Genomic DNA, 23654 nt, shown 5'->3' with positions numbered 1-23654 from the left:
ATATCTACTCCGCCGCCGGGTGCGCGATCTTCTTCGGTACCGGAGCCGCCTCCGCAGGCGCTGCTTCGTGATGGCCGGCAACTTCCGCATCCTCACTGTGCACGATGAGCCGCTTGGCGAAGCGCCAGATCAGGGCGCCGAAATCGTCCATCACCATGAACATCGCGGGCACGAACACCAGCGACAGGATGGTCGAGAAGATCAGGCCGCCGATCACCGCGAGCGCCATCGGCGAGCGGAACTCGCCGCCGGCGCCGACCGCGAGCGCGCTCGGCATCATGCCGGCGGCCATCGCGATCGTGGTCATCACGATCGGGCGGGCGCGCTTCATGCCGGCGTCGATCATGGCCTCCTCGCGCGGCTTGCCGGCGTGGATCGATTCGATGGCGAATTCCACCAGCATGATCGCGTTCTTGGTGACGATGCCCATCAGCATCAGGATGCCGATCCACACCGGCGTGGTGAGCTGCTTGCCGGTGACGAGCAGGGCCGCGATGGCGCCACCGATCGAGAGCGGCAGCGAGAACAGGATGGTGATCGGCTGCAGGAAGGTGCCGAACAGCAGCACCAGCACGGCGTAGACCATCATCAGTCCCGCCGTGATGGCGGTCGCGAAGCCATCCGACAATTCGTTCAGGCTTTCGGCGTCGCCGGAGGGCGAGACCTTCACGCCCTTCGGTAGCGTCTTCATGACCGGCAGGTCGTAGATCTTCTTGGTGGCATCGCCGAGCGCGGCGGAGCCGACGAGGTCGGCGGCAACAGTCGCCTGCCGTTCACGATCGTAGCGGTTGATGCTGGTCGGACCCTGGTCGAGCTTGACGTCGGCGATGACCGAGAGCGGCACGCCGCCCTTCTCGCCGCGCTCGCCGAGTGGCACGCGCAGCTGCTCCAGCGTCTTCAGATTGCCGCGGGCGGCATCCTCGAGCTGCACGCGGATCGGCACCAGGCGATCGCCCACGTCAAATTTGGCGAGTGCGGGTCCGACGTCGCCGATGGTGGCGACGCGGATGGTCTGCGACAGGCTTTCGGTGGAGACGCCGAGCCGTGCGGCGAGATCGGCGCGCGGCTCGATGCGCAGCTCGGGACGCTCCAGCGAGGTTTCCGAGATCACATTGGCGATGGTGGGAATGCGTTTCATCTGCGTCGCAAGCTCGCTCGCGACGTTGTTGACGATGTTGGGGTCGACACCGGTGACCACCAGCGAGATCGCGCGCAGGCCGTTCTCGTCCAGGAACCAGAAGCGGATATCGGGGACGTTCTCCAGCTCCTGGCTGATCGAGAATTCGAGCTCGCGCTGGGTGATGTCGCGGCTGTCCTTGGGCGTGTAGTTGATGATCAGGGCGGCCCGCCGGACTTCCTGGGTTCCCGGCGGGACGCGACCGCCGTCGACGAAGATGCTCTTGACCTCGGGCCGCTTGCGCAGGCGCGCGACGATGTCCTCGGTGACCTTTTCGGTGTAGGCGAGCTGGGTGCCCGGCGGCAGCTCGAGCGCAAGCAGCGAGCGGGCGCTGTCCTGGGCCGGTAGGAAGCCCTGCGGCAGCAGCGTGATGCTCCAGATCGAGGCGGCGAAGATTCCGAGGCCGATCAGCACCGTGATGAAATAGTGCTTCACCGACCAGGCCACGATTCCATGATAGGACCGCAAGATACGGCCGGGCGGCGGCTCCGCATGCGAACTGTGCTTGAGGAAGTAGGCGGCCAGCACCGGCGTGACGAAGCGGGCCGCAAGCAGCGAGAAGAACACCTGCACCGAGACCGTGATGCCGAACTGCTTGAAGAACTGTCCGGCGATGCCCGACATGAAGCTCGCGGGTGCGAAGATCGCGATGATGGTCAGCGAGATCGCGATCACAGCGAGGCCGATCTCGTCGGCGGCCTCCAGCGCGGCCCGGTAGGGCGACTTGCCCATGTTCATGTGCCGGACGATGTTCTCGATCTCGACGATGGCGTCGTCGACGAGAATACCAGTCGACAGCGTGATGGCGAGGAAGCTGACGAGGTTCAGCGAGAAGCCGAGCAGGTCCATCGCCCAGAACGCCGGGAAGATCGATAGCGGCAGCGAGATCGCGGCGATGATGGTCGCGCGCAGGTCGCGCAGGAACAGAAGCACGATGATGACGGCGAGGATGGCGCCTTCGAACAGGGTCGAGATCGCCGCGTGGTAATTGCCTTTGGTATATTCGACCGAGGTGTCGATCAGCTTCAGGTCGACATCGGGATAGGCGGCTTTCAGCGCGTCGATGCGCTTCTGCACGGCCTCGGCCACCTTCACGTCGCTGGCGCCCTTGGAACGCTTGATGCCGAGCGCGACCACCGGCTCGCCATTGAAGCGGGCAAAGGTGCGGCGGTCGGCGATGGTATCGGTGACGGTGCCGAGATCGTCGAGCCGGACCTCGCCGCCGCCGAACAGCGGGATCATGGTGCCGGCGAGATCGCCCAGCGTCTTGGCGCCAGCGAGCGTGCGGATCGCCTGGTCGTTCTTGCCGATCTCGGCGCGGCCGCCGGCGACGTCGACATTGGTGCCGCGCAGGCTCTGGCTGACATTGACGGCAGTCAGGCCCATCGCCTGCAGGCGATCGGGATCGAGCGAGACCAGGATCTCGCGCTCGACACCGCCGATGCGCTCGACCTGGGCGACGCCGCGCACGCCTTGCAGCGCGCGCTTGACCACGTCGTCGACGAAATAGGAGAGCTGCTCCGGCGTCTTGCCGGGCGAGATCGCGGCATAGGTCACGATCGGCAGGCCGATGACGTCGACGCGCTGGATCAGCGGCTCGGTGACGTTCTGCGGCAGGTTGGAGCGCACGCGAGTCACCGCGTCCTTGACGTCGTTGAGCGCGCGGTCCGTGTTGGTCTCGAGCGCGAATTGGATCGTGGTGACCGACAAGCCGTCGGTGATCTGCGAGGTGATGTGCCTGACGCCCTCGACGCCGGAGACCGCGTCTTCAACCGTCTTGGTGACCTGGGATTCGAGCTCGGCCGGCGCTGCGCCGAACTGCGAGACCGCAACCGAGATCACGGGGATGTCGGCCGAGGGCAGCCGTGTGATCGCGAGCTTGGTGAAGGAGGTCCAGCCGAGCACCAGCAGGATGATTGAAAAGACGACGGACGGCAGCGGATGACGTATAGACCATGCCGAGATATTGAGAGCCATCAGCGTACCCGCGTGCGATCGAGTTCATCGGCGAACATGGTCTTGATCTGGTCGCCGTCATGGAGCGAAGAGCCGGCGTCGGCCACGACGATTTCGCCGACCTCGAGCCCTTCCAGGATTTCTGTCGCGCTGTCGGACGACAGTCCGACCCGCACCTTGCGTGTCTCGACGATGTTGCCTTTGACGACCTGCACCGTCAGGTGATCGATCGCGGTCTTGGGCACTGCAACGCCGCAGCTTCGCTTGGCGTCGATCGAGGCGCGAGCGAACACGCCGACCTTCAGCGAGGGATTGTTGGTGACGCTGATGCGGACGCGCCCGAGCTGGGTGGTGCGGTCGATTTCGGGTGCAACCAGCCGGACCCGTCCGATCAAATCGGGCGCGTCGTCGCGGCTGATGCGCACGGTCGCGCCGGAACTGAGCTTGGACATGTGCACCGCCGGGACCTGGGCGTCGAGCTCGATCTCATTGTTGACGGCGATGCGGAACATCGGACCGGCCTGCGGCGAGGCCGGCGCGCCGACGATGGTGCGGACCTCGGTGATGAGACCCGGCGCGGGTGCTTTCATCGAGACCGGGCCTTGTGGGGCGGGTCGCTGCGGCTGGCCCGGAATCTGCGGCGGCGCGGTCAGGCGCGCCAGCTCCTGGTTGTCGGTGACCACAGTGCCTTCGCTGACCAGGAGGTCGGTGACCCTGGACCCCTCCTGGTCGGCAAGCACGACCGCCTCGCGGCGCGGCACGAAGAAGCCGGTCACCCGCACCAGGTCGGAGAAGCAGGCATTGGTCGACTTCGTCACGATGACGAGCGCCGTGCTTGGCGTCTCCTTCGGCTCGGCGCGCTTCCGATGCTCGAACAGATAATAGCCGACGCCGAGCGCGAGGACGAACACGACGGTTCCGGCCGGCTTGAGATATTCAGTCAAATTCATCGCGGAATCATCCTGACCTGGCTCACGGCCATCCGCGCGAGGCCCAAACAGAGCGCTTCCCGGAAATAAAGCGGCGTCCCGCAAGGCTGCGGGACGCGCTTTGGCAGCGAGACCTTACACCACATCACGACCTGTCACTGCAAAGGATTACGTCGTGCTCACTTCGATGCGGTGGTCTTGTTTTCCATGTTGACGACCTGCACGCGGCGATTGACCTCCGCCAGCGGCTGGCTCGGATTCTTGAGCTTGCTCTTGCCATAGCCGACGGTGACGAGATCGGTCGCGGAGATGTTGTACTTCTCGACGAGGTAGCGCTTGATCGAGTCCGCGCGACGCTCCGAGAGGTCCTGGTTGTAAGCTTCGCCGCCGGCGGCGTCGGTGTGGCCGGCGACCACGAAGGTCGAGCCCTTGAGGTCGGGACTGGTCAAGGCACGGCCGAGCGCCTGCACGGATGGCATCGACTTGGCGCTGATATTGGCGGAGTTGTAGTCGAACGTGATTTCGAGATCGATGTTCGGCTTGTCCTTGGCGACCGAAGCGATCTCCTCGCGCTCGGTCGACGATAGCGAGCGCGTTGAGCGGCCGCGCACGGACTGCAGCAGCTTGGTCTCCGCCGCGTTCGGCGCGGGTTCGGTCTGCGGGCCAATCGAGAGGCCGCGGGTCAGGGGCTTCTTCGGCGCCGGCGCCAGCGCGCGGACGATCTCGTCCTCGGTGACATTCTTGCTGTTGCCGTCATCGCCCGCGTATGCGGATGAGGTCGGCAATGACAGCGCGGCGCCGACGGTAATGATGGACAGGATCGCGGTAAGTCCTTTTGCAGTAGCCGATCTCATAGCCAGTCCCTCCTGCGCAGCCAGCTCGCGTGCATCCAAATTCCAGCAACATGCCCCGGAAAAGGACTGCTGCGGCATCCGCCCATTAGTGTTCCCTGGGCTGTTCAAGGTTCGAGGCTTGGACGGCCTCAACGCAAAAAATTATCAACGCACTCCGTAGCTTGCGAATTCCTGAACGATGTTCGGATCCATCGCCTTGGCATTGGCAATGTCCAGCGCCCCTTCCTGGGCCGAGCCGTTGCGTTGCTTGGCAAGGCCGCGTCCATAGAGCGAGGAGGTCAGGCGCGGATTGATCTTCAGGGCCGCGTCGAAATCGGCGATGGCGTTCTTCACCGCACCCGACTTGAGGTTGACGAGTCCGCGGCTGTCCAGCGCATCGACGAAGTTCGGCCGCAGCCGCAGCGCCTCGTTGCAATCCTTCAACGCGCCCTGGAGGTCGCCGACCACGGTGCGGGTCCAGCAGCGGTTGTTCAGCGCCTCGACATCCTTCGAATTGATCCGGAGGGTGTCGTCAAAATCCTTGATGGCGAGATTGTAGGCGCCCTTGCTGGCATAGACCTGGCCGCGCCGGTACAGCGCGTTCACGTCATCAGGATTGGCGGCAATCTTGGCGGTCAGGCTCTTGATCGTGGGATCGTCAGCCAGAACGGCGGCACTGGGTCCGCTGTCCGTGCTCGGCGCGGGAGCGGGATCAATCGGTTTCGCCGGCGGTGGCGGCGGGGGCAGAGCGGCCTCGATCTGCGGCTTCGGCGGTGGGGCCGGTGCAGGCGCAGGCGCAGGTGGAGCCGCAGGGGCGGGTGCCGCAGCAGTGTCGGCCGGCTTCGGCAGCGGAGGCGGTGCCGGCGGCGCGGGTGGAGCGGGCGGCGGGTTGTTGGCGACGACGGCCGGCGCAGCGGGAGGTGCGGGCGGTGGCGTTGCGGGACGCGATCCGCCGGCTCCCGGAATGAACGAGAAATCTTCGGCCAGTGACGAGGAAATCCACGGCACCTGCTCGCCGCGCGAGGCGCGGGTGACGCCCATCTTGGTGCGGTTCAGCGTCTCCTCGGCCATCAGGTCGGGGACGCGGATTTCCTTCAGCAGCTCCTGGACGAACAGGCTGTGGTCGCCGCCGGCGTCCGAGACCACCGAGGCCAGCGCCGCCGAATACATCACTAGCGTGCCGTTCGGCGCGATGACGGGCGTCAGGCCGGCCGAGAAGCTACGGAACCGGCGCTCGAACGGGTTGCGCCTGGAGGCATCGATCAGCGCGATCTTGACGCCGGCGCCGCGGGTGTTGAGCTCGCCGAGCACGGTCTCGAGGCTGAAACCGTCGCGGCGCACGTCGGATTCGGTCCAGATCTGCGCATCGACCGGCAGCAAATAGCTCTGGCGCGCCGACTGGATGCCGAAACCGCTGAAGAACACCAGCGCCACCGATCCCGGCTTGATCTTGCTGTAGAGCTTGTCGAAGGCGCGGCGCATGCCGTCGCCGGTCAGGTTCTCGCCGATCTCGACCGAAAAGCCGTCCCGCTTGAGCTCGTCGGCGACGTCGCGCGCATCGTTGATCGGTTCCTTCAACGGAGCATCCGCGTCCGGATATTTGGCGTTGCCGATGACCAGCGCAAAGCGGTCACCGGCCGCAAGCGATGGGACAGTCGGGACGAGCGAGATGAGCAAGGAGAGAAGAAAAAAGAAGCGAATTTTCATAATCAGCGCGGTCCAGCCAAAAAGGCGCCGTTCCAGCTTGCGCCGCGGCGACCTTAACTTACGCTTCCTGCATTATCAAACCGGGGACGGGGGGCGTCAACCGCTTGGAGATTCGGCATTATCGCGACGATTGACCGCAACGGATGGGTATGCCGCGAGGGGGATAGACGGGCTGTCATGGCAATGCTCGGCGCGACCTGGTTCGATCCTATCGGCAGCATGTTAGGGTCACCATGGCGATGAGAATGTGATTGGTCTCACATTGCAGCCCTGCCGCCGCCGCAACGCCCCACGTTTGACCTTTCCTGCCGGCGATGGCTTGGTGTGCTCGATCGTCCCACAGATCCAACTCAGAAAAGCAAGACCATGGGAAACGTCTACGAAATCTACGCCTTGCGCTACGCGACGATGTCGCCGCGCACCCCCCACATGAACTTCCTCCTGCCCGACCCGCATGACAGCGCGGCGCAGGATCTCGATTATTTCGTCTGGTTGATCCGAGGGCATGGCCGCGACATCCTGGTCGACACCGGCTTCAATGCCGAGGAGGCGAGCGCGCGGGCGCGCAAGCTGACGATCAATCCGGTCGATGCGCTGGAGCGTTTCGGCGTCGCGGCAACAGCCATTCGCGACGTCATCGTGACGCATCTGCACTACGACCATGCCGGCAATCTCGACCGCTTCCCGAATGCGCGCTTCCACCTCCAGGAGCGCGAGATGGCTTACGCGACCGGGCGCTGCATGTGCAACGGCCTGCTGCGCCACCCGTTCTCGGTCGAGCACGTCACGCAGATGGTGCGCCACGTCTATGGCGAGCGCGTCACCTTCTATTCCGGCGACGGCGAGGTCGCGCCCGAAGTCACCGTGCATCGCGTCGGCGGCCATTCCGACGGACTGCAGGTGGTCAAGGTCGAAACCGCGCGCGGGCCGGTGGTGCTGGCATCCGATGCTGCGCATTACTACGCCAATCTGCAGCGCAAGAGCCCGTTCCCGATCGTCTACAATGTCGGCGACATGGCCGCAGGCTGGGAGACAATCGAGCGCCTCGCCGGGCACCCCGATAGATTCATCCCCGGCCACGATCCGATCGTGACGGAGATCTATCCGCGCGCCAGCGACAAGGTCGACGCCTGGGCGCTGCACCTGCCGCCGACGCGATCGTTTGCGAAGTGACACGGTAGCGTCATTCCGGGGCGCGCAGAGCGCGAACCCGGAAGCCAGAGGTTGTGGAGCGAGATTCCGGGTTCGCCGCTTTGCGGTGCCCCGGAATGACAGCATCCACTAATACGCCTGCTTGGCGTCGGCCTCTTCGCTCGTCTGAATCAAATCGAGGCTCGCCTCGATCTTGCCGAGCAGGGCCGAGAGCTGCTTGCGCTCCTGCGCGGAGAGGCAGGCGAGGATCTCGTCCTCACGCCGCAGCAATTGCGGAAACAGCTCTTCATAGAGTGCGCGGCCCTTCCTGGTCAGCTGCAGGCGGAATTCGCGGCGGTCGGCTTCGTTCTCGACCCGCTCGATCAGCTCTTCGTGCAGCAGCATGGTGACCGCACGGCTGATGGTGGATTTGTGCGTGCGGGTGCATTGCGCGATGTACTGCGCGCTGCAGGCATCAACGCGGAAGCCGAGCGTGGCGATGACGCGCCAGGCCGGAATGTCGAGGCCATGCCGTTCCTGATATTCGACGGCAAGCGCGGAACTCACCTCCGCCGCAAGCCGGTTGAGACGGAACGGCACGAACTTGAACAAATCGAGCCGCGCCTTTGGTCGCGGTGAGGCCTCGTCGGTGTTCCGTGTCTTCAGCGCGAAGTCGCTGGATGTCCTCGCCAAGGAGAGCACTCCGAATTCCAGTTGACGGCCGGCCGGCTCCGGTCCAAAATAGTTGCACGTGAGACTATCTAGCAGATCAGTCCTCTCCTGACCAGAGCCGAGGTTAGTGTATGGCGCCGGCCAAATCCCAGTTCGGCTATCGACGCCACCCCGATCAGGATCGTCCCGGCCAGAATCCGGCGCATCCGGTCGTGGTCGTCGGCGCGGGTCCGGTCGGGCTGTCGCTGGCGATCGATCTTGCCCAGCGCGGTCAGCGCGTCGTGCTGCTGGATGACGCCGATCGCATCGGCGAAGGTTCGCGCGCGATCTGCTTCTCGAAGCGGTCGCTGGAATATTGGGACCGGCTCGGCGTCGGCGACCGCATGGTCGACAAGGGCGTGGTGTGGAGCGTCGGCCGCATCTTCCACGGCGAGCAGCAACTCTACCAGTTCAATCTGCTGCCGGAAGACGGTCACAAGCGGCCCGCCTTCATCAATCTCCAGCAATATTACGCCGAGGCCTATCTTGTCGATCGCATCAACGAGCTGCCCGAGATCGACCTGCGCTGGCGCAACAAGGTGACGGCGCTCGAGCAGCGCAACGATTCCGCGTTGCTGACGATCGAAACGCCGGAGGGCGCCTATCGCTTGAATGCGCAATATGTCATCGCCTGCGACGGCGCGCGGTCCTCGCTGCGGCAGATGGTCGGTGCGGAATTTGCCGGCCAAGTGTTCGAGGATCAGTTTCTGATCGCGGACGTCAAGATGACCGCGGAGTTTCCGACCGAGCGCTGGTTCTGGTTCGATCCGCCGTTCCATGCGGGACGCTCGGCGCTGCTGCACCGCCAGCCCGACGATGTCTGGCGCATCGATCTCCAGCTCAACCGTTACGCTGATCCTGTCGTCGAGAAGAAGCCGGAAAACGTGCGGCCGCGGATCGCGCGCATGCTCGGCCACGACGAGTTCCAGTTCGAGTGGATCTCGCTCTACAAATTCCAGTGCCGGCGGATGGACCGCTTCATCCATGGCCGTGTGGTCTTCGCCGGCGACTCCGCGCATCAGGTCTCGCCCTTCGGCGCGCGCGGCGCCAACTCCGGACTTGAGGACGCGGAGAATCTGTCCTGGAAGCTCGATCGCGTCTTGCGCGGCAGATCGCCCGCGATCCTGCTCGAAAGCTATCACATTGAGCGCAGCGCAGCGGCCGACGAGAACATTCGCGAATCCACCCGCTCGACCGATTTCATGGCACCAAACTCGCATCAGGAAGCGCGGCTGCGCAAGGCGGTGCTGTCGCTGGCCAAGGAAACGGAGTTCGGCAAGCGCATGGTCAATGGCGGCCGGCTGTCGGTGCCGTGCAGCTATGACTCGCCGCTGTCCTCGCTCGATGCGGATACGTGGCGCGGTGGACCCTCGCCCGGCTGCTCGATGCTCGACGCGCCCGTCGCAACGCGCGCCGGCGAGCAGATCTATCTGACGGATGCCTTCCGCGAGAGTGGAACGGACTTCACCTTGCTGTCGTTCAGCAATGGCGCGCCGATCGATGCGCCCGATGGCATCAAGGGCATCCGCATTGGTGGCGAGGGCGGACTTGCCGATCCCTCGGGCCTGGTCGCAAAGCGCTACCGCGCTGAGCCGGGTGCCGCCTATCTGCTGAGGCCCGACGGGTATGTCGCGGCGCGCTTCCGCCATCCGACGCGTTCGGCGATCGCGGCGGCGCTGGCGCGGGCCGAAGGTTTGTATTGAGGTTTCGCATGCCGCTTTCCACCAGCTCGAACTTCGCACGCCCGGACGATGCCTTCCGCGCCATCGTCGAGGCACATCGCGGTCTCACCGCGGAGCAGAGCGCCGATTTCGACGCGGCGCTGGTCCTGATCCTCGCCAATCATATCGGCGACATCGATGTGCTGCGCGAGGCGATCGGGCTTGCCAGGCGGCGCATGATCGACGGCCAGCAGCAGCAACAGCAACAACAATAAACCTGTAAGGACGAATTGATGGCGAAGAACTTCGCATCCACCGGCGATCTCTCCGAGAAGACAATCACCTTCTCCGAGATCGGCACCGATCTCTATGCCTTCACCGCCGAGGGCGATCCGAACACGGCCGTGATCGTCGGCGACGACGGCTGCCTCGTGTTCGATGCCCAGGCAACGCCGGCGATGGCGAACAAGGTGATCGAGCGCGTGCGCACCGTCACCGACAAGCCGATCAAATATGTCGTGCTGTCGCACTATCACGCCGTGCGCGTGCTCGGGGCCTCCGCCTACAAGGCGCAAGGCATCGTCGCCTCTCAGGAGACCTATCGGCTGATCGAGGAGCGCGGTAAGCAGGATTGGGATTCCGAATACGGCCGCTTTCCGCGGCTGTTCCAGGATGCCTCGAGCATTCCCGGCCTGACCTGGCCGACGCTGACCTTCGAAGGCGAGATGACGATTTACCTCGGCAAGCGCGAGGTGCGCCTGATGCAGCTTGGCGCGGGCCATACCTCCGGCGACATCGTCGCCTGGGTGCCGGACGCGGAGGTGATGTTCTCCGGCGACCTCATCGAATATCACTCGGCCTGCTATTGCGGCGATGCGCATTTGCGCGAATGGCCGATGACGCTGAACGAGATCCGCAACTTCAATCCCAAGGCGATCGCGCCGGGCCGCGGCGATGCGCTGAAGGGCACGGCCACCGTGCGCGAGGCCATCGCGATGACGCGGGATTTCGTCACCTCGCTCTATGGCGCGGCCGAAATCTCGGTCGCCAAGGGGCGTACGCTGAAGGAATCGATGGCGGCGACGCGAGAGGTGATGGATCCGAAATTTTCAAGCTTTGCCATCTACGAGCACTGCCTGCCGTTCAACGTGTCGCGCGCCTATGACGAAGCGTCGGGGATCGACGATCCCGTGATCTGGACCGACAAGCGCGACCAGGAAATGTGGGCCGCCCTGCAAGGAGGAGGATAGTTATGAACATCAATACCTCGCCTGACCAGATCATCCGCAGCTCGGCCCAGGTGACGCCGGGCTACATGTCCGGCTTCGGCAACAGTTTCGAGACCGAGGCGCTGCCGGGCGCGCTTCCGATCGGGCGCAACTCGCCGCAGCGCTGCGCCTACGGGCTCTATGCCGAGCAATTGTCGGGCTCGCCCTTCACCGCGCCGCGCGGCACCAATGAGCGCTCCTGGCTCTACCGCATCCGCCCCTCGGTGAAGCATTCCGGCCGCTTCGAGAAGGTCGATGCCGGTCTGTGGCGCTCGGCGCCTTGTCATGAATACGACCTGCCGATCGCGCAGCTGCGCTGGGATCCGACGCCGCTGCCGAAGGAGGAGCTCACCTTCGTTCAGGGCGTTCAGACCATGACGACGGCAGGTGACGTCAATACGCAGGCCGGCATGGCCGCGCATGTCTACCTCATCACCAAATCGATGGTGGACCAGCATTTCTACAATGCCGACGGCGAATTGCTGTTCGTGCTGCAGCAGGGCAATCTTCGCCTCGTCACCGAGTTCGGCCGCATCGATGCCGAGCCCGGCGAAATCGTGGTGATTCCGCGCGGCGTCAAGTTCCGCGTCGAGATCCCGAACGGTCCGGCGCGCGGCTATCTCTGCGAAAACTACGGCGGCGCCTTCACGCTGCCGGAGCGCGGGCCGATCGGCGCCAATTGTCTCGCCAATGCGCGCGACTTCCTGACGCCGGTCGCGAACTACGAGGACAAGGACACGCCGACCGAGCTGTTCGTGAAATGGGGCGGCTCGCTGTTCAAGACCACCTTGCCGCATTCGCCGATCGACGTCGTCGCCTGGCACGGCAATTACGCGCCGTACAAATATGATCTGCGCACGTTCTCGCCGGTCGGCGCGATCAGCTTCGACCATCCCGATCCCTCGATCTTCACGGTGCTGACCTCGCCATCGGAGACGGCGGGCACGGCGAACATCGACTTCGTCATCTTCCCGGAGCGCTGGATGGTTGCGGACAACACCTTCCGTCCGCCCTGGTATCACATGAACATCATGAGCGAGTTCATGGGCCTGATCTACGGCGTCTATGACGCCAAGCCGCAGGGCTTCGTCCCCGGCGGCATCTCCTTGCACAATTGCATGCTGCCGCATGGCCCCGACCGCGACGCCTTCGATCACGCCAGCAACGGCGAATTGAAGCCCGTGAAGCTGACCGGCACCATGGCCTTCATGTTCGAGACCCGCTATCCGCAGCGCGTCACCGCACACGCGGCGAAGTCGTCGACGCTGCAGGACGATTACGCCGATTGCTGGAAGGGCCTGGAAAAGCGGTTCGATCCGAACAAGCCCTAATCTTGCTTACCCTCCCCTGGAGGGGGAGGGTCGCTCGCGTCAGCGAGCGGGGTGGGGTGACAGTCTCTCCATTGAGGCGGTGCCCGAGTGGAGAGATCACCCCACCCCGTTTCGCATTCCGCTCCGCTTCATGCGAACCGACCCTCCCCCTCCAGGGGAGGGTGAAAGAGTTCAGCATCAGAATTTGCATCGGGAGAAACATGCCCCACCCCAACGACCCCAGCCTCCGCTCCTTCATCGACGTCGATCCTTCCTCGGACTTTCCGATCCAGAACTTGCCCTATGGCGTGTTCTCGACCGCGTCCAATCCGACGCCGCGGGTTGGGGTGGCAATCGGCAATTACGTGCTCGATCTCTGGGAGCTGGAGCAGGATTCCCGGCTCGATGTCGGCCCGCTCGGCGTTTTCTCCGGCGCCTCGCTCAATCCGTTCATGGCGCTGGGTCCAAAGGTCTGGTCGAAAACCCGCGCCCGTATCAGCGAGCTGTTGCGGCACGACAATCCGGAGCTGCGCGACAACGCGGAGCTGCGCAGCCGCGCACTCGTGCCGATGCGCGATGCGAGACTGCATCTGCCCTTCACGGTCTCCGGCTACACCGACTTCTATTCCTCGAAGGAGCACGCCACCAATGTCGGCGTCATGTTCCGCGGCAAGGACAACGCGCTGCAGCCGAACTGGCTGCACATGCCGATCGCCTATAACGGCCGTGCTTCCACCGTCGTGGTCTCCGGCACCAAGGTGAAGCGGCCGCGCGGGCAGCTGAAGCCGCCGAATGTGGAGCTGCCGAGCTTTGCGCCGTGCAAGCGGCTCGATTTCGAGCTGGAGATGGGCGTCGTGATCGGCCAGCCCTCGCCGATGGGCGGCATGCTCAGTGAGCAACAGGCGGAGGAGATGATCTTCGGCTTCGTGCTGCTCAACGACTGGAGCGCGCGCGACATCCAGCAGTGGGAATATGTGCCGCTCGGGCCGTTCCTCGCAAAAGCCTTCGCGACCTCGATCAGTCCCTGGGTGGTGACGCGCGAGGCGCTGGAGCCGTTCCGCCTGGAGGGCCCGGAGCAGGAGCCGGTGCCGCTCAACTATCTCAGGCAGGCCAAGCCGCAGAACTACGATGTCGAGCTCGACGTCTCCTTGCGCGCCGCGGATGCCAATGCGCCCGCCAGCATCAGCCGCACCAATTTCAAATACATGTACTGGTCCTCGGTGCAGCAATTGATGCACCACGCCTCAAGCGGCTGCGCCATGAATATCGGTGATCTCCTCGGGTCCGGCACCATCTCCGGGCCGGAGAAGAACCAGCGCGGCAGCCTGCTTGAGATCAGCTGGAACGGTACCGAGCCGGTCGAATTGCCCGGCGGCGCCAAGCGCTCGTTCCTGGAAGATGGCGACAGCCTCGTGATGCGCGGCTGGTGCCAAGGCAACGGCTATCGCATTGGCTTCGGCGAGGTCGAGGGGACGATTCTGGCGGCGGAGTAGTCTCGGTCCCTGCCACAGCCTCCGTCATTGCGAGCGCAGCGAAGCAATCCAGAATCTCTCCGCGGCGGCAGTCTGGATTGCTTCGTCGCAAGGGCTCCTCGCAATGACGTGGAGAGAGCCTACCGTTTCTCCGGCGGCACGTCGCGCACCCGCGCGCAATGTGCCGCGATGTCCTCCACGCTGTACTTCAGATGCACCCGCTTGTCGGACGGGACCTGTTTGCTCGTGCACACGCCCGCCCGCCATTCCTGCGCCGGCCTGATCGGGCGCGGGGCAAAGCCGCCGCCGCAGTTCGGGCAGACATTGAACAGCTTGGTCTCGACGCAGTCCGCACAGAACGTGCATTCATAGGAGCAGATCCGCGCATCCGTCGCGTCAGGCGGCAGGTCGCGGTCGCAATATTCGCAGTTCGGTCGCAGCTGGAGCGCCATGTTGAATCTCCGGACATGGAGCTGCGATCATCGCAGATCGCGCGCGTCGCGCGAATGCCATAGTTCCCTCGATTTCAGCCGGGCTTGATCTCCTTGAGCGGCAGCTTCGAGCTCTCCTTCAGCCTGTCCAGCACGATCGAGGAGCGCACATGCGCCACGCTCTGGTGCGGCATCAAGACGTCGTTGACGAGGTTGGAGAGGCCCTTGAGGTCGCGCAGCACAGCTTTGAGCACGTAGTCGGCATCGCCCGTCAGAGAATACGCCTCCTGGATCTCGTCGATCCGGTTCACCAGCGCGCGGAAGCGTTTGGAGTTGTCCGGCGAGTGGGTCGCAAGCCCGACCTGGATGAAGGCGATCACGCCGAAGCCGAGCGCCTCGCTGGAAAGATCAGCGTGATAGCCTGATATCACCTTCTCCTCCTCCAGCCGCATCCGCCGCCGCGAGCATTGCGAGGCGGAGAGGCCAGCTAGGTCGGCAAGCTCCTGGTTGGTGAGGCGGCCGTCGTCCTGCAGCGCACCCAGGATCTTGAGGTCGAAGGCATCCACGGAGATCATGCGTCAATCGCCAAATTCATGCACAAGTCGTGCATAGGCTAGCGGAATCGCGGCCTGTTTGCACGCCCCTTGCGCGCTGCACGAAGGATAATTCCTGTCAGCAGCAATTTGGGAGAACACCATGGGTCCGTTTCCGCACGATGCACCGCCGGCCACGATCAGTGCCGACAATCCGATGGGCACCGACGGCTTCGAGTTCGTCGAATACGCGCATCCCAATCCGGAAGAGCTGCACGCGCTGTTCAAGCTGATGGGCTATGCACCCGTCGCGCGGCATAGAACCAAGAAGATCACAGTCTATCGCCAGGGCGACATCAACTATCTCGTCAACGAGGAGCCGGGCACCCACGGCTATGAGTTCGTCGCGGCGCACGGCCCCTGCGCGCCATCGATGGCATTCCGTGTGGTCGATGCTCAGGCGGCGTATGATCGTGCGATCGCGCTCGGCGCCGAGCCTGCCGATGCATCATCCGCGCAGAAGACGCTCGACGTGCCCGCGATCAAGGGCATCGGCGGCAGCCTGCTTTATCTCGTCGATCGCTACGGTGACAAGGGTTCGGCCTACGATGCCGAATTCGAATGGCTGGGCGCGCGCGATCCGCGGCCGGTCGGCGCCGGCCTGTTCTATCTCGACCATCTCACCCATAACGTCCATCGCGGCCGCATGGATGTCTGGGCCGGCTTCTACGAAAAACTGTTCAACTTCCGCCAGATCCGTTTCTTCGACATCGAGGGCCGCGCCTCGGGCCTGTTCTCGCGCGCGCTGACCAGCCCGGACGGCAAGATCCGGATTCCGATCAACGAGGATGCCGGCGATTCCGGCCAGATCGAGGAATATCTCAAGACCTATCGCGGCGAAGGCATCCAGCACATCGCCTGCGGCTGCCGCGACATCTACCGCACCATCGAAGGCCTGCGCGAAGCCGGCCTGCCCTTCATGCCGTCGCCGCCCGACACCTATTTCGAGCGGATCGATGCGCGCCTGCCCAAGCACGGCGAAGACCTCGCACGGCTCCGGAAGAACGGTATCCTGATCGACGGCGAAGGCGTGGTCGAGGGCGGCCAGACCAAGGTGCTGCTGCAGATCTTCTCGGCCAACGCGATCGGCCCGATCTTCTTCGAGTTCATCCAGCGCAAGGGCGACGACGGTTTTGGCGAGGGCAATTTCAAGGCCCTGTTCGAATCGATCGAGGAGGATCAGATCCGCCGCGGGGTGCTGAAGGTGGAGAACGCGGCGTAGGGCGGCGCGATAGCCACGCTCGCGCATCATCCAAAGCTGTCGTCCCGGATCAGCGCTCCGCTCCGCTCGCTTGTCCGGGACGACAGTGATGATTGAAGCGAAAGCAGAGAGTCTAACGCCCGGCCCACGCCTTCGTCACCGCGGCGATATCCGCCGCTTCCGGCTCGCGCACGGCCGACGGCGTACGCGAAAACCGCGGCGCGGGCGCCGGCTGCTTCACGCCGTGGCGTTCGATGAAAACGTTGCGCGCGACCATGTGCGGATGCTGCGTGGCTTCCGACATGGTCAGCACCGGCGCGAAGCAGATGTCGGTGCCTTCCATGATCTTGCACCAGTCCTCGCGCGTCTTGCTCTTGAACACGGCCTTCAGCTTCTCCTTCAGCGCCGGCCAGGCCTTGCGGTCCATCTGCGCGTCGAAATCCGCATCCGTCAGGCCCGCATGCTCGCGCAGCAGCGCGTAGAATTGTGGCTCGATCGAGCCGATTGAAATGAAGTGTCCGCAGGCGCATTCATAGACGCCGTAGAAATGCGCGCCGCCGTCGAGGAAGTTCTGGTTGCGGCCCTCGGTCCAGCGGCCGAGCGTGGTCATGTCGAAGAAGAACGACATCAGCGAGGCCGCGCCGTCGCACATCGCGGCGTCGACCACCTGCCCCTTGCCGGACTTTTGCGCTTCCAGGAGCGCTGCGAGCACGCCGACGACGAGATAGAGCGCACCGCCGCCGAAATCGCCGACCAGGTTGAGCGGCGGCACCGGCGCTTCCTCCGTGCCGATCGCGGCGAGCGCGCCGGTGATGGAGATGTAGTTGATGTCATGGCCGGCGGCGTTGGCGAGCGGGCCTTCCTGGCCCCAGCCGGTCATGCGGCCATAGACCAGTTTCGGGTTGCGCGCGAGCACGACGTCCGGCCCGAGCCCGAGCCGCTCCATCACGCCGGGACGGAAACCTTCGACCAGCGCATCGGCGCTGGCGAGCAAGTCGAGCACCTCTGCGATCGCCGCCTTGTCCTTGAGGTCGAGCTCGATCACCTTGCGGCCGCGGCCCGCCACCGACTTCATGCTCTTCTTGGCACCGACCCGGTCGAGCGTGACGACGTCGGCACCCATGTCGGCCAGCATCATGCAGGCGAACGGGCCGGGGCCGATGCCGGCGAACTCGACGATGCGGAAGCCCGAGAGCGGGCCGGAGGTGCGGATGGACGAGTTTTGGGTGGGTTTATCGAGCACGTTGTTGTTTCCTCGGATCGCGGGCAAGTGCCGGTGATCCGGCAGGCGCCTCTGACGTTGCTCTTGGGGGCGAGTTAATTGGCTGATTAACTTTTCCCGCCTTCACGCCAGCGAGGCAAGCTGTTTTCATGCATAGGCGCATAATAAAAGCGGCGCGCACCGGAGTGCGCGCCGCGGAAAATTTGTGCTGAGACGCTGGCGCGGGATCGTCAGCCCGCTGCCGCCACCGCACGCTGCGCCATCACCTTGACGAGGTTGGCGCGGTACTCCGCCGTGCCATGGATGTCAGCGAGCAATCCGCTCGCCGGAATGCTGACGCTGTCGATCGCTGCCGGCGACCAGTTCGCCTTCAGCGCGGCCTCGATTGCGGGCACCCGCATCACGCCATTCTGCGAGGCGCCGGTGGCGGCGACCCGAACCTCGCCCGACTTGGTCTGCGCCACGAACACGCCGGTCAGCGCGAAGCGCGAGGCCGGGTGTCGCATCTTTTCGTAGCCTGCCTTCGTCGGCACCGGGAACGACACGGCGGTGATGATCTCGCCGTCTTCCAGTGCCGTGGTGAACAGGCCCTGGAAGAAATCCTCCGCCGCGATCGACCGCTTGTTGGTCTTCACGGTGGCGCCGAGCGCGAGCAGAGCGGCCGGGAAATCCGCGGCCGGATCGTTGTTGGCGATCGAGCCGCCGATCGTGCCGCGGTAACGCACGGCGGGATCGCCGAGCACCGAGGTGAGATAGGCGATTGCAGGGATCGCCTTCTTCACATCGGCATTCTGCATGATGTCGTAATAGGTTGTGGCCGCCTTGATGGTCAGCGTGTCGCCTGACAATTCGACGCCCTGCAGCTCCTTGATCCTGCCGAGATCGATCACGTCCGACGGCGCCGCAAGGCGCTGCTTCATGACCGGCAGCAGCGTCTGCCCGCCAGCGAGGAATTTCGCCTCGCTGCTCTTGCCGAACAGGCTGGCGGCTTCGTCGACAGAGGAGGGGCGATGATAGGTGGTCTGGTACATCTTTGGTCCTCCTTCTCAAGCCGCGTGGATCGTGCGCCACACCCGATCGGGGGTTGCGGGCATTTCCAGATTGTTCTTGCCGATCGCATCCGTGATCGCGTTGATCACGGCCGCAGACGCTCCGATCGCGCCGGCCTCACCGCAACCCTTGATGCCCAGGGGATTGCCCGGGCACAGCGTCGTGGTGTGGGAGAGATTGAACGAGGGCAGGTCGTCGGCGCGCGGCATGGCATAATCCATGAACGAGGCCGTGACCGGCTGGCCGTTGGCATCGTAGATGGCGTGCTCGAGCAGCGCCTGACCAATCCCTTGCGCGAGGCCGCCATGGACCTGGCCCTCGACGATCATCGGATTGATCAGCCGGCCGAAATCGTCGGCTGCGACGAAGTTGATGAACGAGGTCTTGCCGGTGCCAGGATCGACCTCGAGCTCGCAAATATAGGCGCCGGCCGGGAAGGTGAAGTTGGTCGGGTCGTAGAAGGCGCTCTCCTTCAGGCCCGGCTCCATGCCCTCAGGCAGATTATGCGCCGTGTAGGCCGCGAGCGCGACCATCGGGAACGCGATCGCCTTGTCGGTGCCGGTCACCTTGAACTCGCCATTCTCGATGACGATGTCGGCTTCCGACGCCTCCAGCGCATGCGCCGCGATCTTCTTGGCCTTGGATTCCATCTTCTCCATCGCCTTCAGGATTGCGGTGAGGCCGACGGCCGCCGAGCGCGACCCGTAGGTGCCCATGCCGAACTGCACCTTGTCGGTGTCGCCATGGACGATCGAGACCTGGCTGATGGGAACGCCGAGACGGTCTGCCACGAGCTGGCAGAAGGTGGTCTCGTGACCCTGGCCATGGCTGTGCGAGCCCGTGAGGATCTCGATGGTGCCGACCGGATTGACGCGGACCTCGGCCGATTCCCACAGGCCGACGCCGGCGCCCAGGCTACCGACCGCCTTGGACGGCGCGATGCCGCAGGCCTCGATGTAGCAGGACACGCCGATGCCGCGCAGCTTGCCTTGTGATTTTGCTTGCGCCTTGCGGGCAGGGAAGCCGGCATAGTCGATCGCCTTCATCGCGGCGTCGAGCGAGGCGTTAAAGTCGCCGGTGTCGTAGGCCATGATGACAGGCGTCTGGTGCGGGAACTGGGTGATGAAGTTGGTCCGGCGCAACTGGGCCGGATCGACATTCAACTGCCGCGCCGCCGTTTCCATCAGCCGCTCGATCAGATAGCTCGCTTCGGGGCGGCCGGCGCCGCGATAGGCGTCGACCGGCGTGGTGTTGGTGTAGACCCCGATCACCTCGGCATGGATCGCCGGGATGTTGTACTGGCCCGACAGCAGCGTCGCGTACAGATAGGTCGGCACTGACGATGAGAACAGCGACATGTAGGCGCCGAAATTTGCGTAGGTCCTCACCTTCAGGCCGATGATCTTGTTGTCGGCGTCGAAGGCCATCTCGGCATGGGTGACATGGTCGCGGCCATGTGCGTCGGTGAGGAAGGCCTCGGTGCGGTCGCCGGTCCATTTCACGGGACGTCCGACTTTCTTCGAGGCCCACAGCGCCACCATCTCCTCGGGGTAGATGAAGATCTTGGAGCCGAAGCCGCCGCCGACGTCGGGCGCGATCACGCGCAGCTTGTGCTCTGGGGCGATGTTGTAGAACGCCGACAGCACGAGCCGGGCGACGTGCGGGTTCTGCGAGGTCGTATAGAGCGTGAAATGCTCTTCCGCCGCGTCATAGTCGGCGATCGCCGCGCGCGGCTCCATCGCGTTCGGGGCGAGGCGGTTGTTGGTGACGTCGAGCTTCACCACGTTGGCGGCTTTCGAGAAGGCGGCATTCACTGCGCTCTCGTCGCCGATCACCCAGTCATAAACCTGGTTGCCGGGGGCCTCGGGATGAAGCTGCGGCGCGCCGGCCTTGATCGCGGCCTGCATGTCGGCAACTGCGGGAAGCTCCTCGTAATCGACGACGACGGCTTCCGCCGCGTCGCGCGCCAGATTTTTGCTCTCTGCGATAACGACGGCGACGGCCTGGCCGACGAAGCGCACCGTCTCCGGCGCCATCGCCGGCCATGCGCCCATTTTCATCGGGCTGCCGTCCTTGGAGGTGATGGCCCAGCCGCAGATCAGGTTGCCGACCTTGTCGTCGACGAGCTGCTTGCCGGTGAGCACCGCGACCACGCCCGGCATCTTCAGCGCGGCGGAGGAGTCGATCCCCTTCACCTTGGCGTGCGCATGCGGGCTGCGGATGAAATAGGCATGGGTCATGCCCGTCAGCTTGATGTCGTCGACGTAACGGCCCTTGCCGGTAATGAAACGCTTGTCTTCCTTGCGCACGACGCGCGCGCCGATGCCTTCAACACCCATGTCTGGTCCTCCCGACCGGAAATTTGTTGACCCGCGCTTTCCCTCGAAGGCGGCGGTGGTTTTCTTCTCGCGGCGGCCGCTTTATTCGGCCGCCTGCGCAACCTTCATGCGTCCGGCCGCATCCAGCACGGCTTTCACGATATTGTGGTAGCCGGTGCAGCGGCAGATATTGCCCTCGAGCTCCTGGCGGACGGTGGCTTCGTCGAGCTGGCCACCGTGGCGCTGCACGATGTCGATCGCGGACATGATCATGCCCGGCGTGCAATAGCCGCATTGCAGGCCGTGGTTGTCGCGGAACGCGGCCTGCATCGGATGCAGCTCCTCGCCCTTGGCAATGCCTTCGATCGTGGTGACGCTCGCGCCGTCGGCTTGTCCCGCCAGCATGGTGCAGGATTTCACCGCCCGGCCGTCCATGTGCACGACGCAGGCGCCACACTGGCTGGTGTCGCAGCCGACATGGGTTCCCGTGAGATTGAGGTGATCGCGCAGGAGCTGGACCAGCAGCGTGCGGTCCTCGACGTCGACAGCAACGGCCTTGCCGTTGACCGTCAGTTTGACTGTAGACACGGTGGAGTCCTCCCGGGATTGATTTTGATTGTTTCTAATTAGAGACCAGCGGGCCGGAACTTTGCAACTGGGATTTTGGTCGCCGGCGTCATGGAAAAGTCATTGATGCAGGGCGGCGTGCGATTGATTTGGTTGATGGAGCTGTGAGCCAGCGGGCGGGCTGGTGTGGGATGCCAGTCATCGTCTCTGAATCGGCCGTTGGCCGAGGTGCCTGTGCAGGTGCCAAATTTACCGCCCTTTATCGATTCTGCCTTAGTTTTGCGCATTCAGATCGGAGGGAAGGCGCCTCCAGATCGCGGCTGAATAGAATAATGGGGGTTGGGAATGTCTGGGCGTATCGCGTCGCCGTCTAAGCGCACATTATTTCCGACCCTCAGGTTCCGCGCTAAAATCATTCTCGGCTTCGCCGCCGTGCTGGTGATCTCCGCCGGCAGCATGGCCTTCTCCTATTTCGGCTTCGAACGGGTTGCCTCCGGGGTCGGATCGTACCGCAGCAGCGTGTCCGAGGCCGATCTTGCCCGCAACATCGACCGCGAGCTGCTCGCCTATCGTTCGGCCGTCAAATATTTCGTTGTCACCGGCAAGGAAGACGACGCCAAGGCGGCGCTGGATGCTGAAGGCAGCCTGAAGAATGCCATCGACCAGGCCGTCAAGGGGGCCAAGAAGCCGGCGCGGCAGGAGAGTCTCGACAAGCTCGCCAAGGAGTTTTCCAAGTTCTCCGCGACCTTCGCAAAGGTGCTCCAGGCCAAGCGCGACAGCGCACTGCTGGTGCAGAACCAGCTCAGCCGCAACGCCAACCAGCTGAAATACAAGCTCGACGACATCGGCAACAACGCGTCCGACGCCGAAGCACAGGCGATCGAGTTCGGCACCAAGCAGGTCAATGCCCAGTTCCAGACCGCGAGTGCGGCGGCGACCAATTTCGTGCTGACGTCCGACCAGGCGATCGCCACCAGCGCGCTGGCGCGGCTGAAATTCGTCGAGAACTCGCTTGGCGCGGTCTACTCCATGGACGACAAGATCGTCGCTGGCCTCAAAGATGCCAAGGCGCTGCTCGGGGCCTATCGCGAAGCGCTGGAGAAGCTGATCGCCAACGCCAAGCTGGTCGATGATCTCGTCACCGAGATGAACGGCTCGGCCGGTGCGATCTTGCAAGGCGCGACCGCCATGAAGGCGGACCTCGTCGCCGAACAACAGCGGCTGGATTCGGAGTCGGAGGCGACCATAGGAAAGACCGAGCAACTGGTGCTGATGCTGGCTATCGGCGGCACGCTGCTCGGCGCGGTCCTCGCCTTCCTGCTCGGCACCGGTATCTCGCGTCCGATGATCGCGATGTGCAAGGCGATGCGGGAGCTTGCCTCGGGCAATTTCGACGTCGTGCTGCCGGGTTTGGGGCGCAAGGACGAGATCGGCGAGATGGCCGGCGCGGTCGAGGAGTTCAAGGTTCAGGCNGTGGCCAAGGCCGAGCGCGATGCCGCCGCCAGCGAAGTCCAGAACCGGGAGCAGGCCGCCAGCCGCCGCGCCGAGCTGATCCGCTTTGCCGATGATTTCGAGAGCGCGGTCGGCGCCATCGTCTCCAACGTCTCGGCCTCGGCCGTGCAGCTGGAATCGGCGGCCTCCACCCTGACCCGCACCGCCGAGACCACGCAGAGCCTGTCGAGCCAGGTCGCCGGCGTNTCCGAGCAGGCCTCCTCCAACATGCAGTCGGTCGCGACCGCGACCGAAGAGCTCTCGGCCTCGGTCGAGGAGATCGGCCGCCAGGTCCGCGATTCCAGCCGCATNGCGGAGGCCGCCGTGATGCAGGCCAAGGAGACCGACGGCCGCATCGGCAAGCTNTCGCATGCCGCCCAGCAGATCGGCGAGGTGGTCAAGCTGATCACCGCGATNGCCGAGCAGACCAACCTGCTCGCGCTCAACGCCACCATCGAGGCCGCCCGCGCCGGCGAGGCCGGCCGTGGCTTCGCGGTCGTGGCGAGCGAGGTGAAGTCGCTGGCGAGCCAGACCGCGAAGGCGACCGACGAGATCTCCTCGCACATCGCGGGGATGCAGGGCGCCACCGCCGAGTCGGTCGCCGCGATCAAGGAGATCGGCGCGAC

Annotated in this window: 19 protein-coding genes; 8 read left to right on the top strand and 11 right to left on the bottom strand. The window is 64.4% G+C overall.

What is annotated here, in order from left to right:
• Positions 1-4 precede the first annotated feature (4 nt).
• The 4 genes from YU9_RS0138780 to YU9_RS0138765 form a co-directional block, all read right to left on the bottom strand.
• A complete protein-coding gene (locus YU9_RS0138780; protein WP_027577482.1) occupies positions 5-3154 on the bottom strand; it encodes an efflux RND transporter permease subunit in 3150 nt (1049 codons plus the stop codon).
• Positions 3154-4083 (bottom strand): efflux RND transporter periplasmic adaptor subunit, encoded by a 930-nt coding sequence (locus YU9_RS0138775; protein ID WP_027577481.1) that lies wholly within the window; start codon positions 4081-4083, stop codon positions 3154-3156. Before YU9_RS0138775 ends, YU9_RS0138780 begins: the two co-directional genes overlap by 1 nt.
• Before the next feature lie 158 nt (positions 4084-4241).
• On the bottom strand, positions 4242-4916 hold the full coding sequence (locus YU9_RS0138770; RefSeq protein WP_027577480.1) for an OmpA family protein: 675 nt from the start codon (positions 4914-4916) through the stop codon (positions 4242-4244).
• Positions 4917-5060: 144 nt separating this feature from the next.
• Positions 5061-6602: a caspase family protein gene (locus YU9_RS0138765; protein ID WP_027577479.1), complete on the bottom strand. Its 1542-nt coding sequence runs from the start codon at positions 6600-6602 to the stop codon at positions 5061-5063.
• 366 nt (positions 6603-6968) lie between these two features.
• On the opposite strand from YU9_RS0138765, the gene YU9_RS0138760 reads away from it, so the two are divergent.
• A complete protein-coding gene (locus YU9_RS0138760; protein WP_027577478.1) occupies positions 6969-7775 on the top strand; it encodes an N-acyl homoserine lactonase family protein in 807 nt (268 codons plus the stop codon).
• A 108-nt stretch (positions 7776-7883) separates the two neighbouring features.
• Here YU9_RS0138760 and YU9_RS0138755 read toward each other — a convergent pair whose 3' ends face one another.
• Entirely contained in the window at positions 7884-8426 is a 543-nt protein-coding gene (locus YU9_RS0138755; protein ID WP_027577477.1) for a MarR family winged helix-turn-helix transcriptional regulator, read from the bottom strand.
• 110 nt (positions 8427-8536) lie between these two features.
• Here YU9_RS0138755 and YU9_RS0138750 point away from each other — a divergent pair, with 110 nt between their 5' ends.
• From YU9_RS0138750 to fahA, 5 genes are all read left to right on the top strand, one after another.
• Complete coding sequence (locus YU9_RS0138750) at positions 8537-10147, top strand: FAD-dependent oxidoreductase (RefSeq protein ID WP_027577476.1); 1611 nt, start codon at positions 8537-8539, stop codon at positions 10145-10147.
• Between the two features lie 8 nt (positions 10148-10155).
• The gene (locus tag YU9_RS0138745; protein ID WP_027577475.1) at positions 10156-10380 is read left to right on the top strand and encodes a DUF2783 domain-containing protein; all 225 of its coding nucleotides are present in this window, start codon (positions 10156-10158) and stop codon (positions 10378-10380) included.
• A gap of 18 nt (positions 10381-10398) precedes the next feature.
• Positions 10399-11355 (top strand): MBL fold metallo-hydrolase, encoded by a 957-nt coding sequence (locus YU9_RS0138740; RefSeq protein ID WP_027577474.1) that lies wholly within the window; start codon positions 10399-10401, stop codon positions 11353-11355.
• A gap of 2 nt (positions 11356-11357) precedes the next feature.
• Positions 11358-12704 (top strand): homogentisate 1,2-dioxygenase, encoded by a 1347-nt coding sequence (gene hmgA / locus YU9_RS0138735; protein WP_027577473.1) that lies wholly within the window; start codon positions 11358-11360, stop codon positions 12702-12704.
• Positions 12705-12904: 200 nt separating this feature from the next.
• Entirely contained in the window at positions 12905-14176 is a 1272-nt protein-coding gene (gene fahA / locus YU9_RS0138730; RefSeq protein WP_027577472.1) for a fumarylacetoacetase, read from the top strand.
• Between the two features lie 119 nt (positions 14177-14295).
• Here fahA and YU9_RS0138725 read toward each other — a convergent pair whose 3' ends face one another.
• Together YU9_RS0138725 and YU9_RS0138720 are read right to left on the bottom strand one after the other, a co-directional pair.
• Positions 14296-14607, bottom strand: coding sequence for a DUF1272 domain-containing protein (locus YU9_RS0138725; protein WP_027577471.1), 312 nt, complete (start codon positions 14605-14607; stop codon positions 14296-14298).
• Positions 14608-14681: 74 nt separating this feature from the next.
• Positions 14682-15161, bottom strand: a complete 480-nt coding sequence (locus tag YU9_RS0138720; protein ID WP_027577470.1) for an Lrp/AsnC family transcriptional regulator — start codon at positions 15159-15161, stop codon at positions 14682-14684.
• Between the two features lie 121 nt (positions 15162-15282).
• Between YU9_RS0138720 and hppD the strand changes: the two genes are divergently transcribed.
• Positions 15283-16401, top strand: a complete 1119-nt coding sequence (gene hppD / locus YU9_RS0138715) for a 4-hydroxyphenylpyruvate dioxygenase (RefSeq protein WP_027577469.1) — start codon at positions 15283-15285, stop codon at positions 16399-16401.
• Between the two features lie 112 nt (positions 16402-16513).
• Here hppD and YU9_RS0138710 read toward each other — a convergent pair whose 3' ends face one another.
• The 4 genes from YU9_RS0138710 to YU9_RS0138695 all read right to left on the bottom strand — a co-directional run bounded on the left by YU9_RS0138710 (position 16514) and on the right by YU9_RS0138695 (position 21558).
• A complete protein-coding gene (locus YU9_RS0138710) occupies positions 16514-17623 on the bottom strand; it encodes a CaiB/BaiF CoA-transferase family protein (protein ID WP_027577468.1) in 1110 nt (369 codons plus the stop codon).
• Positions 17624-17832: 209 nt separating this feature from the next.
• Positions 17833-18633 carry a xanthine dehydrogenase family protein subunit M gene (locus tag YU9_RS0138705; RefSeq protein WP_027577467.1) on the bottom strand — a complete coding sequence of 267 codons (801 nt, stop codon included), beginning with the start codon at positions 18631-18633 and terminating at the stop codon, positions 17833-17835.
• Positions 18634-18648: 15 nt separating this feature from the next.
• On the bottom strand, positions 18649-20991 hold the full coding sequence (locus YU9_RS0138700; RefSeq protein WP_027577466.1) for a xanthine dehydrogenase family protein molybdopterin-binding subunit: 2343 nt from the start codon (positions 20989-20991) through the stop codon (positions 18649-18651).
• A gap of 81 nt (positions 20992-21072) precedes the next feature.
• Positions 21073-21558: a (2Fe-2S)-binding protein gene (locus tag YU9_RS0138695; protein WP_027577465.1), complete on the bottom strand. Its 486-nt coding sequence runs from the start codon at positions 21556-21558 to the stop codon at positions 21073-21075.
• 324 nt (positions 21559-21882) lie between these two features.
• Here YU9_RS0138695 and YU9_RS0138690 point away from each other — a divergent pair.
• A partial coding sequence (locus YU9_RS0138690) for a methyl-accepting chemotaxis protein (RefSeq protein WP_027577464.1) occupies positions 21883-23654 on the top strand: 1772 nt, incomplete at its 3' end.

This window comes from Bradyrhizobium sp. WSM1743, from assembly GCF_000473065.1.
GTDB lineage: Bacteria > Pseudomonadota > Alphaproteobacteria > Rhizobiales > Xanthobacteraceae > Bradyrhizobium.
The sequence above is the reverse complement of the archived record's forward strand: the minus strand, read 5'-3'. Positions and strand labels throughout refer to the sequence as shown.

Excerpts from the sequence above, each read along its gene's own strand:
- YU9_RS0138780 (WP_027577482.1), bottom strand. The coding sequence starts at position 3,154 with ATGGCTCTCAATATCTCGGCATGGTCTATACGTCATCCGCTGCCGTCC.
- YU9_RS0138775 (WP_027577481.1), bottom strand. The coding sequence starts at position 4,083 with ATGAATTTGACTGAATATCTCAAGCCGGCCGGAACCGTCGTGTTCGTC.
- YU9_RS0138770 (WP_027577480.1), bottom strand. The coding sequence starts at position 4,916 with ATGAGATCGGCTACTGCAAAAGGACTTACCGCGATCCTGTCCATCATT.
- YU9_RS0138765 (WP_027577479.1), bottom strand. The coding sequence starts at position 6,602 with ATGAAAATTCGCTTCTTTTTTCTTCTCTCCTTGCTCATCTCGCTCGTC.
- YU9_RS0138760 (WP_027577478.1), top strand. The coding sequence starts at position 6,969 with ATGGGAAACGTCTACGAAATCTACGCCTTGCGCTACGCGACGATGTCG.
- YU9_RS0138750 (WP_027577476.1), top strand. The coding sequence starts at position 8,537 with ATGGCGCCGGCCAAATCCCAGTTCGGCTATCGACGCCACCCCGATCAG.
- YU9_RS0138745 (WP_027577475.1), top strand. The coding sequence starts at position 10,156 with ATGCCGCTTTCCACCAGCTCGAACTTCGCACGCCCGGACGATGCCTTC.
- YU9_RS0138740 (WP_027577474.1), top strand. The coding sequence starts at position 10,399 with ATGGCGAAGAACTTCGCATCCACCGGCGATCTCTCCGAGAAGACAATC.
- hmgA (WP_027577473.1), top strand. The coding sequence starts at position 11,358 with ATGAACATCAATACCTCGCCTGACCAGATCATCCGCAGCTCGGCCCAG.
- fahA (WP_027577472.1), top strand. The coding sequence starts at position 12,905 with ATGCCCCACCCCAACGACCCCAGCCTCCGCTCCTTCATCGACGTCGAT.
- YU9_RS0138725 (WP_027577471.1), bottom strand. The coding sequence starts at position 14,607 with ATGGCGCTCCAGCTGCGACCGAACTGCGAATATTGCGACCGCGACCTG.
- YU9_RS0138720 (WP_027577470.1), bottom strand. The coding sequence starts at position 15,161 with ATGATCTCCGTGGATGCCTTCGACCTCAAGATCCTGGGTGCGCTGCAG.
- hppD (WP_027577469.1), top strand. The coding sequence starts at position 15,283 with ATGGGTCCGTTTCCGCACGATGCACCGCCGGCCACGATCAGTGCCGAC.
- YU9_RS0138705 (WP_027577467.1), bottom strand. The coding sequence starts at position 18,633 with ATGTACCAGACCACCTATCATCGCCCCTCCTCTGTCGACGAAGCCGCC.
- YU9_RS0138700 (WP_027577466.1), bottom strand. The coding sequence starts at position 20,991 with ATGGGTGTTGAAGGCATCGGCGCGCGCGTCGTGCGCAAGGAAGACAAG.